This window comes from Porphyromonas sp. COT-239 OH1446 (genome assembly GCF_000768875.1).
In the GTDB taxonomy this organism is placed as follows: Bacteria; Bacteroidota; Bacteroidia; order Bacteroidales; family Porphyromonadaceae; genus Porphyromonas.
Genome location: NZ_JRAO01000015.1, coordinates 162,338 through 178,844, shown reverse-complemented (window position 1 = coordinate 178,844; position 16,507 = coordinate 162,338). Strand labels below are relative to the sequence as shown.

Here is a 16,507-nt window from a genome sequence, read left to right as displayed (position 1 = left end):
TTTGTCGCTGTATTGAGGTCTCTAGACTAGGGCGTAGAGGCTCCCAGGTAGAGAGCGGATATGCCCCTCTAGCTCTAGCTCGAAGAGCTCGGCACTGATCTTGCGCATATCCATGCCTGAGCGGCGAATGAGGTCGTTGATGTGCGCAGGCTGTAGTTCGGCGATGAGCCGTAGTAGTGGTTGGTCGATCGTCTGCGGTGGGGCGAAGGCAAGCTCCTGTAGGAGGGCATTACCCTCTTGCTTCCAGCCCATGCGGCTGAGGATGTCTTGGCCGCTCTGCACCAGCACCCCCTTCATCGAGGCGATGAGCTCGTTGCAGCCACGGCTGTAGGTGTCCTGGATGCGCCCTGGTACAGCCAAGACCTCTCGATCGTAGGAGGCTGCTAGCTCGGCCGTGATCAGCGACCCGCTCTTGCTCCCAGCCTCGATGATGAGGCTGGCTTGGCTTAGCCCTGCGATGATTCTATTGCGAGCGACGAAGTTGAATCGGTCGGGTCGAGTGCCAGGGGGGTATTCGCAGAGGAGTGCTCCACCCCTCTGCACGATCTCTTGGGCCGTCTGTGCATGCACCGAGGGGTAGATGCGGTCTAACCCATGCGCCAGTACAGCAACCGTTGGCATCGAGAGGGCGAGGGCCTTGCGATGTGCCGCCACATCCACCCCGTAGGCCAAACCACTGTAGATCGGCATCCGAGGTGTGAGGCTGTAGATCTCCTCGAGGAGTCGGTCGAGGGCACTCTGTCCGTGGGGGGTAATGTTTCTCGTCCCCACGACGCTTAGGTGGAGCTCGCTGGCGTTGAAGTCATAGTCGCCCGAGGCATACAGCATCACAGGGGCATCGGGGCACTCCCGCAAGAGCTGAGGGTAGCCCTCATCCTCGACGAAGAGGCAGCGAAGGCCCCTCTGCTCGCTCCATCGGGCGATCTCTTGAGCCCTATGGTGTAGCTCACTTGAGAAGAGCGAGGACAGTATGCGCCGACTGAGCCGAGGCAGTCTGCGCTTGAGCTCTGCTTCCGAGGAGAAGATCGCCTCCACATTCCCCAGCTCCTCGAGCAGGTATCGGGCATGGATTGGGCCAATGTACTTCGCCTCCGCTAGGGCGATCTTGAGTGCCACCGACATATCTATCTCTGCTTATTGGTGTGTCGCTTGAGTGGCTCGCCATAGAGCAGCATGGCAAGTGTTGGGCTGAGCTTGACGACTCGGATCGTCCCGAGGGTGAGTAGCAGTACCCAGGTCGAGCCAACAAAGGCGAAGAGCAGCTCCCAAGAGAAGGCTGCTGCGGGGTTAGGCAGTCCCAGCAGGAAGGGCATCATCATGGGGAGTACTGGCAGGAAGAAATAGTGGGTTAGGTAAATGGGCAGGCTCTCTCGGCCCAAGTAGTTCAGTAACCTTGTCCCTCTATTGTCGATCCCGAGGTCGCAGGCCCTTAACCCTAGGGCATAGAGGGTGAGTACTCCTGTCAGAGTCTGTAGAGCCTCGAGGTTGAGGCCGATGAGCCCGTGATAGCAACTCCAGCTCTCAGGGAATGTGATCCCCTGGTAGGGCAGCAGCATTAGGCCGATGAAGCTCAGCGTGAGCACAGCCACGATATGATCCGAGCGAAGAAGGGCCTCTAGCCGAGGGATACGTCGAACGAAGTAGCCCAGTAGGAAGTATTTGTACAGCCAGTTGAACTGGTCGAAGCTGAGCAGCCTCTCATAGAAGCTATCCTTGACGGCATGCAGTACCCCATCGATGAGCACAACAACCAGGACGGATATAGCCCCGAGTGCAAGCTCGACAGAGATCCTCCTACGCTTGTTGAACCAGGAGTTTATCCAGCCGAAGAGGAAGAAAGCCAGCATGATGCCAAAGAGTACGAAGGTGAACCAGTAGCCCTCCTTCTTTGTCTGACTTATCGCAAGCTTAAAGCTCTCGTCGAAGCAGAGTAGATAGAGTGGCGGGATGAAGAGCAGAGGTACGAGGAGTCGTTTAGCCTTGCTCCTTAGGAAGCTGGGTAGAGCCCTCAGCTCGTGCCTCGTACTTAAGGCTAAATATCCTGAGAGCATCACAAATAGAGGCATATGTACGCCCTCCAGGACTCTCCAAAGGACGAAGTCGTCATGCCCACCCAAATGATTGCTACCGTAGACGAAGATGTGTCCACAGACTACGAGGAAGATTGCAATCCCCTTGAGCAGATCGAGGTGTGCAAAGTGTGGTTTAGGTTGCATGGGTCAGTTTCTTCGGTTAGCTATGGCTGTGGGGTTGAGGAAGCTTGGGCGAAGAGCTCGACGAGGCGTGCGTGCTGCTCCTCGATGCTCAGATGACTATTATCCAGAACGATGGCATCCGGGGCTTGACGCAGTGGGGCGACGGCTCGGTGGGAGTCCCGATAGTCTCGCTCCTGAAGCTGGGCACAGATCTCTTCGAGGCTGGGGACAGCCTCCCCTTTCTCCAGGAGTTCCAGTCGTCTGCGCTCTGCTCGGATCATCGGTGAGGCCGTTACAAAGACTTTGAGCTCAGCCTCGGGGAAGACGTTCGTCCCAATATCCCGGCCATCCATGACAATGCCCTTGGCTCTGCCCATGGCTTGTTGCTGGGCTGTGAGGGCCTCACGGACGAAGTCCAGCGTAGCAATACGGCTTGCATATTGGCCTACTTCTAGCGATCGGATCTCTTGCTCGACGCATTTCCCATTGAGGTAGAGGTCTGGGCGTGCGGTCTCGCTATTGAGTTTGAAGCTTAGCTCGATCTGAGGCATATCCCTACGCAGAGCCTCTTCGTCGAGCCCCTCGTCGGTGAGGTAGCCATGCCTCAGGGCATAGAGGGTAACGCCTCGATACATCGCCCCTGTGTCCACATAGATATAGCCTATTTGTGCGGCGAGCTTACGGGCCATAGTGCTCTTACCGCAAGAGCTGTGGCCGTCGATAGCGACAATAATCTTCTTGTTCATTCAGTTATTGGGTCTATTCCTTAAGATTAGGGGACAAAGTTAGGCTAAATCGCTGGGAGGCTCATCCCTGTGATCTGTCTGTAGAGGTCTAGGGCGTAGATATCTGTCATCCCTGAGATGAAGTCTAGGGCGCATTGGATCCGTCCGTAGACGGTACTCCGACGGGTATCGTATTGAGAGCTCACCCTTCCGAGCAGAGCCTGACTGTAGAGGTGCTCGGGAGACATCTGTGCCTCGACGAGGCTGTCCAATAGGGCACTGAAGATGCGATGTCCTGCAAGCTCTACATCCAGCACCTCACGGGCTCGATAGATCCGCTCCCAGGCGACTTGGCTACACCGGTCGTAGGCCTCGACAATGCGTGGGGAGGATAGGCGTATGAGCGGGCGAGAGAGCTTGCCCGAGAGGATCTCGGTCTCGCTGTCGAGGAAGATCGAGGCAGCCTCCTCGACCATGAGGTTGATCGCCTTAGAACGCAGGTAGCCAATCTGTTCGTTTCGGTCGCTGATGAGCCTGAGGGTGCTGAGTACCTCTCCCTGTTCCTCTGCTGAGAAGAAGGGTAGGATCAGCTCTCGAGTCTCATCGTAGGAGAGGATCCCCATCTTGTAGGCATCCTCAATATCCATGATTTGATAGCAAATGTCGTCGGCAGCCTCGACGAGGAAGACAAGCGGATGGCGGGCGTAGGCTAGAGGCTCTCGGCTCTGCTGTATCAGCCCCAATTCGTCGGCAAGGCCTCGCATGGTCTCCTCTTCGGTAGCAAAGAAGCCGAACTTCGGCCTTCCTGCTCCCAAGAGGCTACTGTACGGGTACTTGATGATGCTGGCCGTCGTGCTGTAGGTCAGGGCGAAGCCCCCTGGTCTGCGACCAATGAACTGATGCGTCAGCAGGCGAAAGCCATTGGCATTGCCCTCGAAGAGCAAGAAGTCCTCCCATCGCCCCCCCTCTCTGCGTACCAGCTCCTCCCATCGCCTTCCATTTCCCTCTCTAAAGTATGCCCCGATAGCTCGCTCTCCACTATGCCCGAAGGGGGGATTGCCCAGGTCATGTGCCAGGCAAGCTGCACTGACGATTGAGCTGACCGCTGGGATGAAGGGGATGCCCCCCTCCCTCCGATGCCGCTCTTGTAGGCAGGAGGCTACCATGTTGCCGAGGGATCGTCCGAGGCAGCTTACTTCGAGGCTATGGGTGAGACGATTATGGACGAAGATGGTTCGGGGTAGGGGGAATACCTGCGTCTTGTTTTGCAGTCGGCGGAAGGCTGGGGAGAAGACCAAGCGGTCATAGTCTCGCTCGAATTCGCTTCGTGCCACCCGGCCGGTATTGCTCGTAGCTCCTGGTTGCTTGTCTGCACCCATGCGCCTGTCTGAGAGTAGTTGTGCCCAGTGCATCATAGTCTCTAGGGGAGTGTCTCTGCGTTATTTATTTCTCATATAGGAGCTCCAGAGGCTTAGATAGAGGCGAGGCATTGCGAGGAAGGCTGCCCAGTGCAGTCGCTCTGTCCTATTCCCCCAAATATAGTCCATGGATCTAGCCCTCTTGAGGTGGGGTCTAAACTGTTGCAGCCAATAGCTGCGTCTCTGAGGATCATTCTCCCATGCCTCAAGGGCATAGAAGCGCAGGTACATAACTCGAATGGTATTGAGGTAGATGGCCCTATCGGTAGGAGCGTTTGCCCCTCGATTTATGGAGGCCTGGATGTTGTCGAAGATGTCTAGCCTCTTCTCAGAGAAATGCTCGGTGATGGAGCCTGGACGCTTCTGTCGGTACATATACCCAGCCTGAGGCAGGCTAGCAACGCTTCGAGAGAGGCAGAGTGTATCGAATACCGTGGCGATATCCTCGTGGTACTTCCTGACCGGGAAGCGTAGCTCGTCGAAGAGACGAGCCCGATAGATCTTGGCACAAGCGCAGTGCTGTATCTCTCTCTTAAGCGCATAGTCTCGTAGGATCTCTTCTTGATTTTCAGATCGGAATGTTGGCGTGGTAACCCTCCCAACGCCCTCGTCCTGCCAGTACTCTTGCATCCCAAACTGCAAGAAGTCTGTCTTGGGATGTGTCCCGATGTACTGCATACAAGTACTGAGAATATCCCCCTCTAGCCAATCATCCGAGTCGATGAAAGTAACATAATCCCCTCGCATACGCTCAAGACCATAGTTGCGGGCAGCCGATAGGCCACCGTTGGTCGTGTGATAGACCTTGATGCGAGGATCTTGTGCTGCGTAGGTGTCGCATATCTGAGGACTGGTGTCGGAGCTGCCATCATCGACGATGAGGATCTCTAGACGAGGATAGCTCTGTGCCAGAATGCTGTCTATACAATCCCGAAGGTAGGCCTCTACATTGTAGACGGGGACAATGACGCTGAGGAGGGGCAGGTCGGAAGATATAGATCTCTGAGGATCTCTGTGGTCGGACTTCATATTCGGATAAGTGCAAGAATGCTAGGGCGAAGTTAGTAAACTTCTCTCAGAGGGCAACCCTAGAGCTCTCGAGTAGAGTCCGTCTTCGCTCTCGGGGGAGCCTCAGATGAAGTCCTATCTAGGCCTTTGTCGAGACTTAGATAGGATCTCACCCTCGATCCTACTTAGACCTCGATCGAACTCCTATCTGAGCCTCACTTGCGATCCTTCCGAGATCTCAGACGAGCCTTCGGGGATATCTTTGGCGAGGGGCAGATGCAATTGCTCGAATTTCCTTATCTTCGTACTGAAGAATGTCCTATTAAGTTTGAGATGGCTCTAGAGTGCTTGGAATGCTCAAGTATTAAAATATTGAAATAAGTGGTGGTGTGCTTACGATCATTGGTGTTATACTGATATTGGCCTTGATTGGGGCTCTCTTTGCTGGAGGGGAGGGCTTCGGAGACTCTATTCGCAAGGGCTGCGGCTGTGTTGTCTTCGCCGTAGTGGGTCTCATCATCCTCATGCTCGTGTTGCTGATTTAGTCTGCACAAGGGGGCATCAGTCTTGCCTCTCCTCCCTTCGGGGGCTCTGCACCTCGAGGCTCGGGCTAGGTTTGTGGTTCTCTTTGTGTTAGGGTTTTGTGGGTTCGGAAATTATGTGTACCTTTGCCCCGATTGTGTATTGTGCTGCACTGTAAATTGCACGCCTAAGAAACGAGATATAGTATTGTAATATAACAGATTAAAAAGAAGAAATGCCTACAATTCAACAATTGGTTAGAAAAGGCCGTGAGACTCTTGTAGAGAAGGGAAAGAGCCCTGCACTGGATTCTTGCCCTCAGCGCCGTGGTGTTTGTGTGCGTGTGTACACGACTACGCCTAAGAAGCCAAACTCTGCTATGCGTAAGGTGGCTCGTGTGCGTCTGACAAACTCTAAGGAGGTGAACGCTTACATCCCAGGTGAGGGGCACAACCTTCAGGAGCACAGCATTGTGCTGGTGCGTGGTGGTCGTGTGAAGGACCTGCCAGGGGTGCGCTACCACATCGTTCGTGGTGCGCTGGATACGGCTGGTGTGAATGGTCGTACACAGCGTCGCTCTAAGTACGGTGCTAAGCGTCCTAAGCCCGGGCAGCCTGCTGCTCCAGTTAAGGGTAAGAAGAAGTAAGCCCTTGCTCATTGCCTAGAGTCTCCCGGGTAGGGATGGCTCGCTGCGGGAGACCTGCTCCCGAGCCACATATTAGGGTGGCAAGATATTCAAAGTACAAGAACCGGTTTTGAGTTCGTTGGATAGGCTAAAACAGGGTTGAGTAAATGCTCCAGCGGGAGCGTTGAAGACAATTTAGACGACAACCATCGACAAGGAACGAAATTTTTTAGAAACAATGAGAAAAGCAAAGCCAAAGAAGCGTCAGGTGCTGCCTGATCCCGTATTTGCTGATGTTAAGGTGACTAAGTTTGTTAATCACCTGATGTATGACGGCAAGAAGAGTATCGCTTTTGATATCTTCTATACTGCCCTAGAGATCGTTAAGAAGAAGATCCAAGACGAAGAGAAGACTGCGCTTGACATTTGGAAGGCTGCATTGGACAATATCACCCCTCAGGTAGAGGTGAAGAGCCGTCGTATCGGTGGCGCAACCTACCAGGTGCCTACTGAGATCCGCCCCGAACGCAAGGAGTCTATCTCTATGAAAAACCTTATTCTCTATGCTCGCAAGCGCGGTGGTAAGACTATGGCCGACAAGCTCGCAGCAGAGATCACAGATGCTTACAACAGCCAGGGCGCAGCCTTCAAGCGTAAGGAGGATATGCACCGCATGGCCGAGGCAAACCGTGCATTCGCTCACTTCAGATTCTAATACTGCACGGACATGGCTACCGACAAACATCTTGAGCTTACCCGTAATATCGGGATCTCTGCGCACATCGACGCAGGTAAGACAACTACATCTGAGCGTATCCTCTTCTACACTGGTCTGACGCACAAGATCGGAGAGGTGCACGATGGTGGTGCTACCATGGACTGGATGGAGCAGGAGCAGGAGCGTGGCATCACGATCACTTCTGCTGCTACGACTACTTTCTGGAACTATAACGATACGAAGTATAAGATCAATCTGATCGACACCCCAGGACACGTGGACTTCACCGTAGAGGTGGAGCGTTCGCTGCGTGTACTCGACGGTGTGATCGCTACTTACTGCTCTGTAGGTGGTGTGCAGCCCCAGAGTGAGACCGTATGGCGTCAGGCCACTAAGTACGGTGTACCCCGTATCTGCTACGTAAACAAGATGGACCGCTCTGGTGCTAACTTCCTCGAGGTTGTGCGTCAGATCCGTGTCGTGCTTGGAGCAAACCCAGTACCCATTCAGCTGCCTATTGGCCAGGAGGAGACTTTCAAGGGGGTTATCGACCTCGTAACGATGAAGGGTCTCATTTGGGAAGGTGAAGAGCAGGGTCAGCACTATGAGGTTGTCGAGATTCCCGCTGCTCTCGTGGCTGAGGCCGAGGAGTGGCGTGAGAAGATGCTCGAGGCCCTCGCCGAGTGCGATGACGTGCTCATGGAGAAGTTCTTCGAGGATCCATCTACGATCACTGAGGACGAAATTCGTGTAGCTCTGCGTAAGGGGACTATCGATATGAAGATCAACCCCGTGCTTTGCGGATCTTCATTCAAAAACAAAGGTGTGCAGCCCCTGCTCGATGCCGTATGCTCTTACCTGCCTAGCCCCATGGATACCCCTATTGTCAAGGGTACCGATCCCGATGACGAGAGCGTAGAGCTGACTCGTGAGGTAAGCCCCGACTCTCCTCTGACGGCTCTTGCGTTCAAGATTGCTACAGACCCCTATGTAGGTCGTCTGTGCTTCTTCCGTGTGTACGCTGGTCAGCTACATGCAGGCTCTTATGTCTTCAACTCTCGCAGCGGCAAGAAGGAGCGTATCTCTCGCCTCTTCCAGATGCACTCCAACAAGCAGAACCCCGTGGAGGTGATCGGCTGTGGAGACATCGGTGCTGGTGTAGGCTTCAAGGATATTCGCACTGGGGATACCCTCTGCGACGAAAACAATCCTATCACGCTCGAGTCTATGTCTTTCCCCGATCCTGTGATCGGTATCGCTGTCGAGCCTAAGACGCAGAAGGATATGGACAAGCTGGGTGTGGGCTTGGCTAAGCTGGCTGAGGAAGACCCAACCTTCCGTGTACAAACGAACGAAGAGACTGGTCAGACTGTTATTAGTGGTATGGGTGAGCTCCACCTGGAGATCATCATTGACCGCCTCAAGCGCGAGTTCAAGGTAGAGGCCAACCAGGGTAAGCCCCAGGTGTCCTACAAGGAGGCCATCACAAGACCTATCGAGCTGCGTGAGGTATACAAGAAGCAGACTGGTGGTCGTGGTAAGTTCGCCGACATCATTGTTCGTGTAGAGCCTGCTGACGAGGGCTTCGAAGGCGATCTGCAGTTCATCGACGAGGTGAAGGGTGGTAATGTGCCTAAGGAGTTCATCCCCTCTGTACAGAAGGGCTTCCAAAATGCTATGAAGAATGGTGTGCTGGCTGGCTACGCTATGGATAAGCTCAAGGTAACACTGCTGGATGGTAGCTTCCACCCCGTGGACTCTGACCAGCTGTCGTTCGAAATCGTGGCTCGTGAGGCATTCAAGAATGCTTGTGCTCAGGCTGGCCCAGTTCTCCTCGAGCCTATCATGCACCTCGAGGTAGAGACTCCAGACGACTATATCGGTGCCGTAATCGGCGACTTGAACAAGCGTCGTGGTCTCCCCGAAGGGCAAGACTCTACCCCAGGTGGAGCTACTCTGGTCAAGGCCAAGGTGCCCCTGTCTGAGATGTTTGGTTATGTAACCCAGCTTCGTACGATTACTTCTGGCCGTGCAACGAACTCTATGACCTTCTCTCACTATGCAGAGGTGGCTAGCGGTATCGCTCGCCAGGTGCTTGAGGAAGTAGGAGGTCGTGTTGATTTGATCAAGTAAACACCTAATTATAGATATGAACCAAAAGATTAGAATCAAATTGAAGTCTTACGATCACACACTGGTAGACAAGTCTGCCGAGAAGATCGTTAAGACTGTGAAGACTACTGGTGCAGTGGTGAGCGGACCTATTCCGCTCCCCACGCACAAGCGCATCTTCACGGTGAACCGTTCGACTTTCGTGAACAAGAAGTCTCGTGAGCAGTTTGAGCTCTGCTCACACAAGCGTCTTATCGACATCCACAACTCTACCGCTGCGACTGTGGATGCCCTCATGAAGCTCGAGCTTCCCAGTGGAGTAGAAGTAGAAATCAAAGTGTGAGATTATTAAATAGAAACTGAAATGCCAGGTTTATTAGGAAAGAAAATCGGAATGACATCCGTGTTCAGTGCCGAGGGAAAGAATCTTCCATGCACTGTTATTGAAGTAGGTCCTTGCGTGGTAACGCAAATCAAGACCTTGGAGAAGGATGGCTATGAAGCACTTCAGCTCGGTTTCTCTGATGCAAAGGAGAAGAATACGAGCAAGCCGCTTCAGGGACACTTCGCCAAGGCAGGCGTTGCCCCCAAGAGACACTTGGCCGAGTTCAAGGGTTTTGATTGTAGCCAGTACAATCTTGGTGACGTAATTGACGTAACCTTCTTCGAGGGGTCTACATTCGTTGATGTAGTGGGTACCTCTAAGGGTAAGGGATTCCAGGGCGTAGTGAAGCGTCATGGTTTCGGTGGTGTAGGTCAGGCTACCCACGGTCAGCACAACCGTCTCAGAGCTCCTGGTTCTGTGGGTGCATGTTCGTACCCCGCTAAGGTGTTTAAGGGGACTCGTATGGCCGGTCAGACAGGTAATGAGCGTGTAACCGTTCAGAATCTCGAAGTGATTAAGGTAATGCCAGAGCACAACCTTCTCTTGATCAAGGGAAGTGTGCCAGGGGCTAAAGGTTCAATCGTCGTAATCGAAAAGTAAATGGAACTAAGCGTATTCAACATCAAGGGCGAAGACACTGGTCGTAAGATCGTTCTCGACGATGCCGTATTCGGTATCGAACCCAATGACCACGCTATTTACTTGGACGTAAAGCAGTACTTGGCTAATCAGCGTCAGGGTACGCACAAGTCTAAGGAGCGTAGCGAAATCTCTGGTAGTACACGCAAGCTGATTCGTCAGAAGGGCGGTGGCGGTGCTCGTCGTGGTGATATCAATTCGCCCGTGCTCGTAGGTGGTGGCCGTGTGTTCGGTCCTACTCCACGCGACTATAGCTTCAAGCTCAACAAGAAGCTTAAGGGGCTTGCTCGTCGCTCTGCCCTGACGCACAAGGCTGCTGCCGGAGAGATCATCGTGGTGGAGAACTTCGACTTCGAGGCTCCCAAGACCAAGAGCTTCCTGGCTCTAGCCCAGGCTCTCAAGGTTGCCGATCAGAAGGCTCTTTTCGTAAGCGAGAAGATCAGCGACAACGTTGCCCTCTCTGCGCGCAACGTGCAGACAGCCCGTCTCTCAAATGCTTTCCAGCTCAACACCTATGCTGTGCTTAACTGCAAGCAGCTCGTGCTGACTGAGAGCGCAGTGGCTGTTATTAACGAACAATTTAAGGCATAATCGGGAGGTATCTATCAATGAGAATTATCATCAAGCCGATCATCTCGGAGAAGTCAGCCGCTATGACAGAGAAGACACCCGAGCGTTATGCGTTCAAGGTGGTTCCTTCGGCCAACAAGATCGAGATCAAGAATGCCATCGAGGCAATGTACAATGTAAAGGTTGAGAGCGTAAACACAATGAATTATAGCGGTAAGCGTAAGGCTCGCTATACGAAGAGTGGTTTGATTCGTGGCAAGGTTGCTGCGTTCAAGAAGGCTGTGGTTACACTCAAGGAAGGTCAGACCATCGACTTTTACGCAAATATCTAAGACAGAACAATGGCTATACGTAAACTAAAGCCCACAACGCCGGGGCAGAGACATAAGATTATTGGTGCGTTTGACAACATCACTGCAAGCACACCAGAGAAGTCTCTCGTAGTAGGTAAGAAGAAGTCTGGAGGTCGTAACAACACCGGTAAGATGACCATGCGTTACATCGGTGGTGGCCACAAGCAGAAGCTTCGTCTGATCGACTTCAAGAGAAACAAGGATGGTATCCCTGCAACAGTCAAGAGCATTGAGTACGACCCTAATCGTACGGCTCGTATCGCTCTGCTGTACTATGTGGACGGAGCCAAGGCTTACATCCTAGCCCCTGATGGGCTGGAGGTAGGTCAGACAGTGATGTCTGGTGCAGAGGCTGCTCCAGAGGTGGGTAACTGCCTGCCACTTGCCAATATCCCCGTGGGTTCGATCATCCACAACATCGAGCTGCGTCCAGGTCAGGGTGCTAAAATGGTTCGCTCTGCTGGGGTATTTGCTCAGCTGACCTCTCGTGAGGGGACCTATGTGGTGATCAAGATGCCTAGCGGAGAAACTCGTCGTATCCTCTCTGCTTGTAAGGCTACCATTGGTAGCGTAGGCAATAGTGACCACGCTCTTGAGCGCAGCGGTAAGGCTGGACGTTCTCGCTGGTTGGGTCGTCGTCCTCGCAACCGTGGTGTCGTGATGAACCCTGTTGATCACCCAATGGGTGGTGGTGAAGGACGCGCTAGCGGAGGACACCCACGTTCACGTAAGGGCCTCTACACGAAGGGTCTGAAGACTCGTGCTCCTAAGAAGCACTCCTCTAAGTACATCATCGAAAGACGTAAAAAGTAATTGATTAATCGTAGAACATTATGAGTCGTTCACTTAAGAAAGGTCCATATATTAATCTCAAGCTTGAGAAGAAGGTCTTGGCGATGAATGAGAGCGGTAAGAAGGCCGTTGTCAAAACTTGGGCACGAGCTTCAATGATTAGCCCTGACTTCGTAGGGCATACGATTGCTGTGCACAATGGCAATAAGTTCATCCCCGTTTTCGTAACGGAGAACATGGTAGGGCACAAGCTTGGAGAGTTCTCTCCTACTCGTACCTTCCGTGGCCACGGCGGTAACAAGAAGAAGTAATTCGGCTGAAGTTATACCTTCAGACATCTCAAATAAAAAGAGTATTTAAGAAAAATGGGTACAAGAAAGAAACTGTCAGCCGAAGCACGCAAGGAAGCTCTCAAGACTACTTACTTTGCCTCTCTGCGCAATGTGCCCACCTCGCCTCGTAAGATGCGCCTGGTGGCAGATATGGTGCGTGGGATGGAGGTAAATCGTGCTCTTGGCGTACTGAAGTTCTCCAACAAAGAGGCTTCTGCACGCGTAGAGAAGCTGCTCCGCTCGGCTATCGCAAACTGGGAACAGAAAAACGAACGTAAGGCAGAGGATGGTGAGCTCTTCATCACACGTATCTTCGTGGATGGGGCTGCTACGCTCAAGCGTATGCGCCCAGCTCCCCAGGGGCGTGGATATAGAATTCGCAAGCGTTCTAACCACGTAACGATCTTCGTTGATACACTAAACAATTAATTGATCAGATGGGACAAAAGATTAATCCAATAGCAAATCGTTTGGGATACATCCGTGGATGGGACTCCAACTGGTATGGTGGCAACAACTATGGGGATAAGCTCCTGGAGGACTATCGCCTGCGCCGCTATCTGAATGTTCGTCTGGCCAAGGCTAGTGTATCTCGCATCGTTATCGAACGTGCACTCAAGCTCGTTACTATTACGATCTGCACAGCCCGCCCAGGGCTCGTGATTGGTAAGGGTGGTCAAGATGTAGACACCCTGAAAGAAGAGCTCAAGAAGATCACGAACAAGGACGTTCAGATCAACATCTTCGAAGTGCGCAAGCCTGAGATCGATGCTGCTATCGTAGCAGACAACATCGCTCGTCAGCTCGAGGGCAAGGTGGCCTATCGCCGTGCCGTAAAGATGGCTATTGCCTCTGCTATGCGCTCTGGAGCCGAAGGTATTAAGGTCCAGATCTCTGGCCGTCTCAATGGAGCTGAAATCGCTCGCTCCGAAATGTATAAGGAGGGTCGTACTCCGCTGCACACACTGCGTGCAGATATTGATTATGCTCGTGCGGAAGCTCTTACCAAGGTGGGTATTCTTGGTGTTAAGGTGTGGATCTGCAAGGGTGAGGTTTACGAGAAGCGTGACCTTGCTCCTTCATTCACTGCACCTAAGGCTGCGCAAGGTGGGGCAGGACGCCGTGATGATCGCCGTCGCGATGGTCGTGGAGGTAGAAGAAGAGGTAATCGCTAACATTTAAGCTAAGAGAAAAGAAATGTTACAACCAAAGAAAACAAAGTTTAGAAGAGTCCAGAAGGGCCGTGCCAAGGGCAATGCTCAGCGTGGTAATCAGCTGGCCTTCGGTTCTTTCGGGATTAAGTCTCTCGGTACTCGCTGGATCACTGGCCGTCAGATTGAGGCTGCTCGTATTGCGGTTACTCGTTATATGCAGCGTCAGGGTCAAGTGTGGGTGCGTATCTTCCCAGATAAGCCTATCACGAAGAAGCCTGCTGACGTCCGAATGGGTAAGGGTAAGGGTTCGCCCGAAGGCTTCGTAGCCAACGTTACTCCAGGGCGTATGCTCTTCGAGATCGAGGGGGTATCCTACGAAGTTGCTAAGGAGGCTCTTCGCCTGGCTGCTCAGAAGCTCCCTGTAACGACTAAGTTCGTGATCCGTCGAGACTATGATATGTCTAACACTAACCTGTAATTAAGCAATGAAACTAGCTGAAATCAAGGCTCTGACCACTGCTGAGCTGCAGGAGCGTCTGGTAGCACAAGAGGCTGCCTACAATCAGAAGTGCATCAACCACGCTGTATCTCCAGTAGATAACCCTGCTGAGATCCGCCAGCTGCGCCGTGGTATCGCACAGATCAAGACTATTCTTCGCGAGCGCGAACTCAACAATAACTAAGCGTGCAACTCATGGAACAGAGAAGATTAAGAAAAGAACGCGTCGGTGTTGTTTCTAGCAACAAGATGGATAAGACCATTACGGTGGCCGTTAAGTGGAAGGAGAAGCACCCTATCTATGGTAAGTTCGTAAACAAGACGAAGAAGTACCATGCTCACGATGAGAAGAACGACTGTAACATCGGTGATACTGTGCGTATCATGGAGACTCGTCCTCTCAGCCGTACTAAGAGATGGAGATTAGTAAACATTATCGAAAGAGCCAAGTAATTTATGATACAACAAGAGTCAAGACTCGTAGTAGCCGACAATAGCGGAGCTAAGGAAGCCCTTTGCATCCGTGTACTCGGCGGTACACGCCGTCGCTACGCCTCTGTCGGTGATATTATCGTCGTGTCAGTGAAGAGCGTCATCCCCTCTAGCGACATCAAGAAGGGGATCGTCTCTAAGGCTGTCATCGTTCGTACCAAGAAGGAAGTTCGTCGTGCTGATGGGTCATACATCCGCTTCGATGACAATGCTTGCGTACTGCTCAACGCAGCTGGCGATATGCGTGGTAGCCGTATCTTCGGCCCTGTAGCTCGTGAGCTTCGTACCACCAATATGAAGATTGTTTCACTGGCGCCCGAAGTGCTATAAAATCAACGAATCAGCAATGAGTAAGTTACATATCAAGAAGGGCGACACCGTGATGGTTCTCAGCGGGGTGGATAAGGGCAAGACTGGCCGTGTGCTGGAAGTCCTAGTAGACAAGCAGAGAGCTATCGTAGAGGGTGTAGGCATCATCACCAAGCATGCAAAGCCCAGTGCCAAGAACCCTCAGGGTGGTATCGAGAAGGTAGAAGCACCTATCCATATCTCTAACCTCAATGTGGTGGACCCCAAGACGGGGAAGGCTACTCGTATCGGTCGCAAGCTGAACGAGGCTGGCAAGCTAGTACGTTATTCTAAAAAGTCTGGGGAGGAAATCAAGTAATGAGCAATACAGCAAGTCTAAAGAAGGAGTACCAGGAGCGCATCGTTCCTGCCCTGACTGAGCAGTTCGGCTACAAGAGCCGTATGCAGGTGCCTGTACTCAAGAAGATCGTGATCAACCAGGGTCTCGGTATGGCTACAGGTGATAAGAAGATCATCGACGTAGCGATCGCCGAACTGACGGCTATCACTGGTCAGAAGGCCGTAGCTACAGTGTCTAAGAAGGACATCTCAAACTTCAAGCTCCGTAAGAAGATGCCTATCGGTGTGATGGTTACGCTTCGTCGTGAGCAGATGTATGAGTTCCTGGAGCGTCTCGTGCGTATCGCTCTACCTCGTATCCGCGACTTCAAGGGGATTGAGAGCAAGTTCGATGGCCGTGGCAACTATACCCTCGGTATCAGCGAGCAGATCATCTTCCCTGAGATCAACCTCGACAGCATCACCAAGATCCTCGGGATGAACATCACGTTCGTAACGTCTGCTCAGACCGACGAAGAGGGTTATGCACTGCTCAAGGAGTTCGGCCTCCCATTCAAGAACGCTAAAAAAGGAAACTAAGACATGGCAAAGGAATCAATGAAGGCACGCGAGGTAAAGCGCGCCAAGCTCGTAGCCAAGTATGCTGCTAAGCGTGCTGAACTCAAGGCCGCTGGTGACTACGAAGCACTACAAGCTCTTCCTAAGAATGCTTCGCCTGTGCGTCTGCACAATCGTTGCAGCATGACAGGTCGTCCTAAGGGTTATATGCGCCAGTTCGGTATCTCTCGTATTCAGTTCCGTGAGATGGCCTCTGCTGGTCTGATCCCAGGCGTGAAGAAGGCTAGCTGGTAATCCCTCCAGCCTCCGCATAAGATCCTCCCGCCGCATTGCTCTTGAGAGCAGTGCGGCGGGATTGTTTTGGAGAGAGAATTGAATTCTTTTCTTTCTCGGACTGAAATCTTTTTTAGATACATTTACTCTTAATATATTATTATATAGTATTTTATGGGATAATAACTGAAATCTTTTTTCTACTAGACTGAAATCTGTAGCTGTCTCAGAAGTTCTCTTTACGGGCTTGTTGGCTTGTAGAGGCTTCTCTCAGGTGGAGGGCCTGGGCGCATCCTCGGGTACGCTGCTGGGATAGGAGCTACTCCTCTCAGGCTAAGCTCCCAACTCTTCGTCCCCTGCGCTCTCGGTAGGCTCTCGGGTGAGGTGCCTCGGGACTCTCAAGCGAGAGCCCATCGAGATCTCGATGGAGATCTACTTGAGTCTCGAGTGAGGTCTAGATAGGACTTCACTCGAGCTCCTATCTGAGCT

24 protein-coding genes are annotated in these 16,507 nt (G+C 52.5%); 19 read left to right on the top strand and 5 right to left on the bottom strand.

From position 1 onward, the window contains the following. Positions 1-21: 21 nt before the first annotated feature. The 5 genes from dprA to HQ37_RS08060 are packed head-to-tail and all read right to left on the bottom strand — an operon-like array spanning position 22 to position 5,367. On the bottom strand, positions 22-1,122 hold the full coding sequence (gene dprA, locus HQ37_RS04065; protein WP_036880810.1) for a DNA-processing protein DprA: 1,101 nt from the start codon (positions 1,120-1,122) through the stop codon (positions 22-24). 2 nt (positions 1,123-1,124) lie between these two features. Next, positions 1,125-2,216 (bottom strand): acyltransferase, encoded by a 1,092-nt coding sequence (locus tag HQ37_RS04060; protein ID WP_036880808.1) that lies wholly within the window; start codon positions 2,214-2,216, stop codon positions 1,125-1,127. Between the two features lie 20 nt (positions 2,217-2,236). Continuing rightward, positions 2,237-2,941 (bottom strand): (d)CMP kinase, encoded by a 705-nt coding sequence (cmk, locus tag HQ37_RS04055; protein WP_036880806.1) that lies wholly within the window; start codon positions 2,939-2,941, stop codon positions 2,237-2,239. 44 nt (positions 2,942-2,985) lie between these two features. Further along, on the bottom strand, positions 2,986-4,332 hold the full coding sequence (dgt, locus tag HQ37_RS04050) for a dGTP triphosphohydrolase (protein WP_036880918.1): 1,347 nt from the start codon (positions 4,330-4,332) through the stop codon (positions 2,986-2,988). 27 nt (positions 4,333-4,359) lie between these two features. Next, positions 4,360-5,367 (bottom strand): glycosyltransferase family 2 protein, encoded by a 1,008-nt coding sequence (locus tag HQ37_RS08060; protein WP_052080738.1) that lies wholly within the window; start codon positions 5,365-5,367, stop codon positions 4,360-4,362. A 368-nt stretch (positions 5,368-5,735) separates the two neighbouring features. Between HQ37_RS08060 and HQ37_RS08375 the strand changes: the two genes are divergently transcribed. The 19 genes from HQ37_RS08375 to rpsN all read left to right on the top strand — a co-directional run bounded on the left by HQ37_RS08375 (position 5,736) and on the right by rpsN (position 16,039). Then, entirely contained in the window at positions 5,736-5,891 is a 156-nt protein-coding gene (locus HQ37_RS08375) for a hypothetical protein (protein ID WP_160215064.1), read from the top strand. Between the two features lie 212 nt (positions 5,892-6,103). Continuing rightward, a complete protein-coding gene (rpsL, locus tag HQ37_RS04040; protein WP_036880804.1) occupies positions 6,104-6,514 on the top strand; it encodes a 30S ribosomal protein S12 in 411 nt (136 codons plus the stop codon). Between the two features lie 217 nt (positions 6,515-6,731). Further along, complete coding sequence (gene rpsG, locus HQ37_RS04035) at positions 6,732-7,208, top strand: 30S ribosomal protein S7 (RefSeq protein ID WP_036880802.1); 477 nt, start codon at positions 6,732-6,734, stop codon at positions 7,206-7,208. A gap of 12 nt (positions 7,209-7,220) precedes the next feature. Further along, complete coding sequence (gene fusA, locus HQ37_RS04030; protein WP_036880799.1) at positions 7,221-9,344, top strand: elongation factor G; 2,124 nt, start codon at positions 7,221-7,223, stop codon at positions 9,342-9,344. A gap of 16 nt (positions 9,345-9,360) precedes the next feature. Continuing rightward, on the top strand, positions 9,361-9,666 hold the full coding sequence (gene rpsJ / locus HQ37_RS04025; protein WP_036880797.1) for a 30S ribosomal protein S10: 306 nt from the start codon (positions 9,361-9,363) through the stop codon (positions 9,664-9,666). Positions 9,667-9,687: 21 nt separating this feature from the next. Next, positions 9,688-10,308 carry a 50S ribosomal protein L3 gene (gene rplC / locus HQ37_RS04020; RefSeq protein ID WP_036880794.1) on the top strand — a complete coding sequence of 207 codons (621 nt, stop codon included), beginning with the start codon at positions 9,688-9,690 and terminating at the stop codon, positions 10,306-10,308. Continuing rightward, on the top strand, positions 10,309-10,938 hold the full coding sequence (gene rplD, locus HQ37_RS04015; RefSeq protein WP_036880791.1) for a 50S ribosomal protein L4: 630 nt from the start codon (positions 10,309-10,311) through the stop codon (positions 10,936-10,938). It begins immediately after the preceding gene. Between the two features lie 17 nt (positions 10,939-10,955). After that, a complete protein-coding gene (rplW, locus tag HQ37_RS04010) occupies positions 10,956-11,249 on the top strand; it encodes a 50S ribosomal protein L23 (RefSeq protein WP_036880789.1) in 294 nt (97 codons plus the stop codon). Between the two features lie 9 nt (positions 11,250-11,258). Continuing rightward, positions 11,259-12,083 (top strand): 50S ribosomal protein L2, encoded by an 825-nt coding sequence (gene rplB, locus HQ37_RS04005; RefSeq protein ID WP_036880785.1) that lies wholly within the window; start codon positions 11,259-11,261, stop codon positions 12,081-12,083. A 20-nt stretch (positions 12,084-12,103) separates the two neighbouring features. After that, positions 12,104-12,373 (top strand): 30S ribosomal protein S19, encoded by a 270-nt coding sequence (gene rpsS, locus HQ37_RS04000; protein WP_036880783.1) that lies wholly within the window; start codon positions 12,104-12,106, stop codon positions 12,371-12,373. A 54-nt stretch (positions 12,374-12,427) separates the two neighbouring features. Next, positions 12,428-12,823, top strand: a complete 396-nt coding sequence (rplV, locus tag HQ37_RS03995) for a 50S ribosomal protein L22 (RefSeq protein WP_036880780.1) — start codon at positions 12,428-12,430, stop codon at positions 12,821-12,823. Between the two features lie 8 nt (positions 12,824-12,831). Beyond that, positions 12,832-13,569, top strand: coding sequence for a 30S ribosomal protein S3 (gene rpsC / locus HQ37_RS03990; protein ID WP_036880778.1), 738 nt, complete (start codon positions 12,832-12,834; stop codon positions 13,567-13,569). Positions 13,570-13,591: 22 nt separating this feature from the next. Next, a complete protein-coding gene (rplP, locus tag HQ37_RS03985; RefSeq protein ID WP_036880776.1) occupies positions 13,592-14,026 on the top strand; it encodes a 50S ribosomal protein L16 in 435 nt (144 codons plus the stop codon). A gap of 7 nt (positions 14,027-14,033) precedes the next feature. After that, positions 14,034-14,231, top strand: coding sequence for a 50S ribosomal protein L29 (gene rpmC / locus HQ37_RS03980; RefSeq protein WP_036880774.1), 198 nt, complete (start codon positions 14,034-14,036; stop codon positions 14,229-14,231). Positions 14,232-14,242: 11 nt separating this feature from the next. After that, a complete protein-coding gene (rpsQ, locus tag HQ37_RS03975; RefSeq protein WP_036880771.1) occupies positions 14,243-14,500 on the top strand; it encodes a 30S ribosomal protein S17 in 258 nt (85 codons plus the stop codon). A gap of 3 nt (positions 14,501-14,503) precedes the next feature. Beyond that, positions 14,504-14,869: a 50S ribosomal protein L14 gene (gene rplN / locus HQ37_RS03970; RefSeq protein WP_036880768.1), complete on the top strand. Its 366-nt coding sequence runs from the start codon at positions 14,504-14,506 to the stop codon at positions 14,867-14,869. A 16-nt stretch (positions 14,870-14,885) separates the two neighbouring features. Then, on the top strand, positions 14,886-15,206 hold the full coding sequence (rplX, locus tag HQ37_RS03965) for a 50S ribosomal protein L24 (RefSeq protein ID WP_036880766.1): 321 nt from the start codon (positions 14,886-14,888) through the stop codon (positions 15,204-15,206). Further along, positions 15,206-15,766 (top strand): 50S ribosomal protein L5, encoded by a 561-nt coding sequence (rplE, locus tag HQ37_RS03960; protein WP_036880764.1) that lies wholly within the window; start codon positions 15,206-15,208, stop codon positions 15,764-15,766. Before rplX ends, rplE begins: the two co-directional genes overlap by 1 nt. Before the next feature lie 3 nt (positions 15,767-15,769). After that, positions 15,770-16,039, top strand: coding sequence for a 30S ribosomal protein S14 (gene rpsN / locus HQ37_RS03955; protein ID WP_036880762.1), 270 nt, complete (start codon positions 15,770-15,772; stop codon positions 16,037-16,039). Positions 16,040-16,507 lie beyond the last annotated feature (468 nt).

Excerpts from the sequence above, each read along its gene's own strand:
- cmk (WP_036880806.1), bottom strand. The coding sequence starts at position 2,941 with ATGAACAAGAAGATTATTGTCGCTATCGACGGCCACAGCTCTTGCGGT.
- fusA (WP_036880799.1), top strand. The coding sequence starts at position 7,221 with ATGGCTACCGACAAACATCTTGAGCTTACCCGTAATATCGGGATCTCT.
- rpsQ (WP_036880771.1), top strand. The coding sequence starts at position 14,243 with ATGGAACAGAGAAGATTAAGAAAAGAACGCGTCGGTGTTGTTTCTAGC.
- rplC (WP_036880794.1), top strand. The coding sequence starts at position 9,688 with ATGCCAGGTTTATTAGGAAAGAAAATCGGAATGACATCCGTGTTCAGT.
- rpsN (WP_036880762.1), top strand. The coding sequence starts at position 15,770 with ATGGCAAAGGAATCAATGAAGGCACGCGAGGTAAAGCGCGCCAAGCTC.
- rplN (WP_036880768.1), top strand. The coding sequence starts at position 14,504 with ATGATACAACAAGAGTCAAGACTCGTAGTAGCCGACAATAGCGGAGCT.
- rplV (WP_036880780.1), top strand. The coding sequence starts at position 12,428 with ATGGGTACAAGAAAGAAACTGTCAGCCGAAGCACGCAAGGAAGCTCTC.
- rplD (WP_036880791.1), top strand. The coding sequence starts at position 10,309 with ATGGAACTAAGCGTATTCAACATCAAGGGCGAAGACACTGGTCGTAAG.
- rplX (WP_036880766.1), top strand. The coding sequence starts at position 14,886 with ATGAGTAAGTTACATATCAAGAAGGGCGACACCGTGATGGTTCTCAGC.
- rpmC (WP_036880774.1), top strand. The coding sequence starts at position 14,034 with ATGAAACTAGCTGAAATCAAGGCTCTGACCACTGCTGAGCTGCAGGAG.
- rpsC (WP_036880778.1), top strand. The coding sequence starts at position 12,832 with ATGGGACAAAAGATTAATCCAATAGCAAATCGTTTGGGATACATCCGT.
- dgt (WP_036880918.1), bottom strand. The coding sequence starts at position 4,332 with ATGCACTGGGCACAACTACTCTCAGACAGGCGCATGGGTGCAGACAAG.
- dprA (WP_036880810.1), bottom strand. The coding sequence starts at position 1,122 with ATGTCGGTGGCACTCAAGATCGCCCTAGCGGAGGCGAAGTACATTGGC.
- rpsS (WP_036880783.1), top strand. The coding sequence starts at position 12,104 with ATGAGTCGTTCACTTAAGAAAGGTCCATATATTAATCTCAAGCTTGAG.
- rpsG (WP_036880802.1), top strand. The coding sequence starts at position 6,732 with ATGAGAAAAGCAAAGCCAAAGAAGCGTCAGGTGCTGCCTGATCCCGTA.
- rpsL (WP_036880804.1), top strand. The coding sequence starts at position 6,104 with ATGCCTACAATTCAACAATTGGTTAGAAAAGGCCGTGAGACTCTTGTA.
- rplW (WP_036880789.1), top strand. The coding sequence starts at position 10,956 with ATGAGAATTATCATCAAGCCGATCATCTCGGAGAAGTCAGCCGCTATG.
- rplB (WP_036880785.1), top strand. The coding sequence starts at position 11,259 with ATGGCTATACGTAAACTAAAGCCCACAACGCCGGGGCAGAGACATAAG.
- HQ37_RS04060 (WP_036880808.1), bottom strand. The coding sequence starts at position 2,216 with ATGCAACCTAAACCACACTTTGCACACCTCGATCTGCTCAAGGGGATT.
- rplE (WP_036880764.1), top strand. The coding sequence starts at position 15,206 with ATGAGCAATACAGCAAGTCTAAAGAAGGAGTACCAGGAGCGCATCGTT.
- rplP (WP_036880776.1), top strand. The coding sequence starts at position 13,592 with ATGTTACAACCAAAGAAAACAAAGTTTAGAAGAGTCCAGAAGGGCCGT.
- rpsJ (WP_036880797.1), top strand. The coding sequence starts at position 9,361 with ATGAACCAAAAGATTAGAATCAAATTGAAGTCTTACGATCACACACTG.
- HQ37_RS08060 (WP_052080738.1), bottom strand. The coding sequence starts at position 5,367 with ATGAAGTCCGACCACAGAGATCCTCAGAGATCTATATCTTCCGACCTG.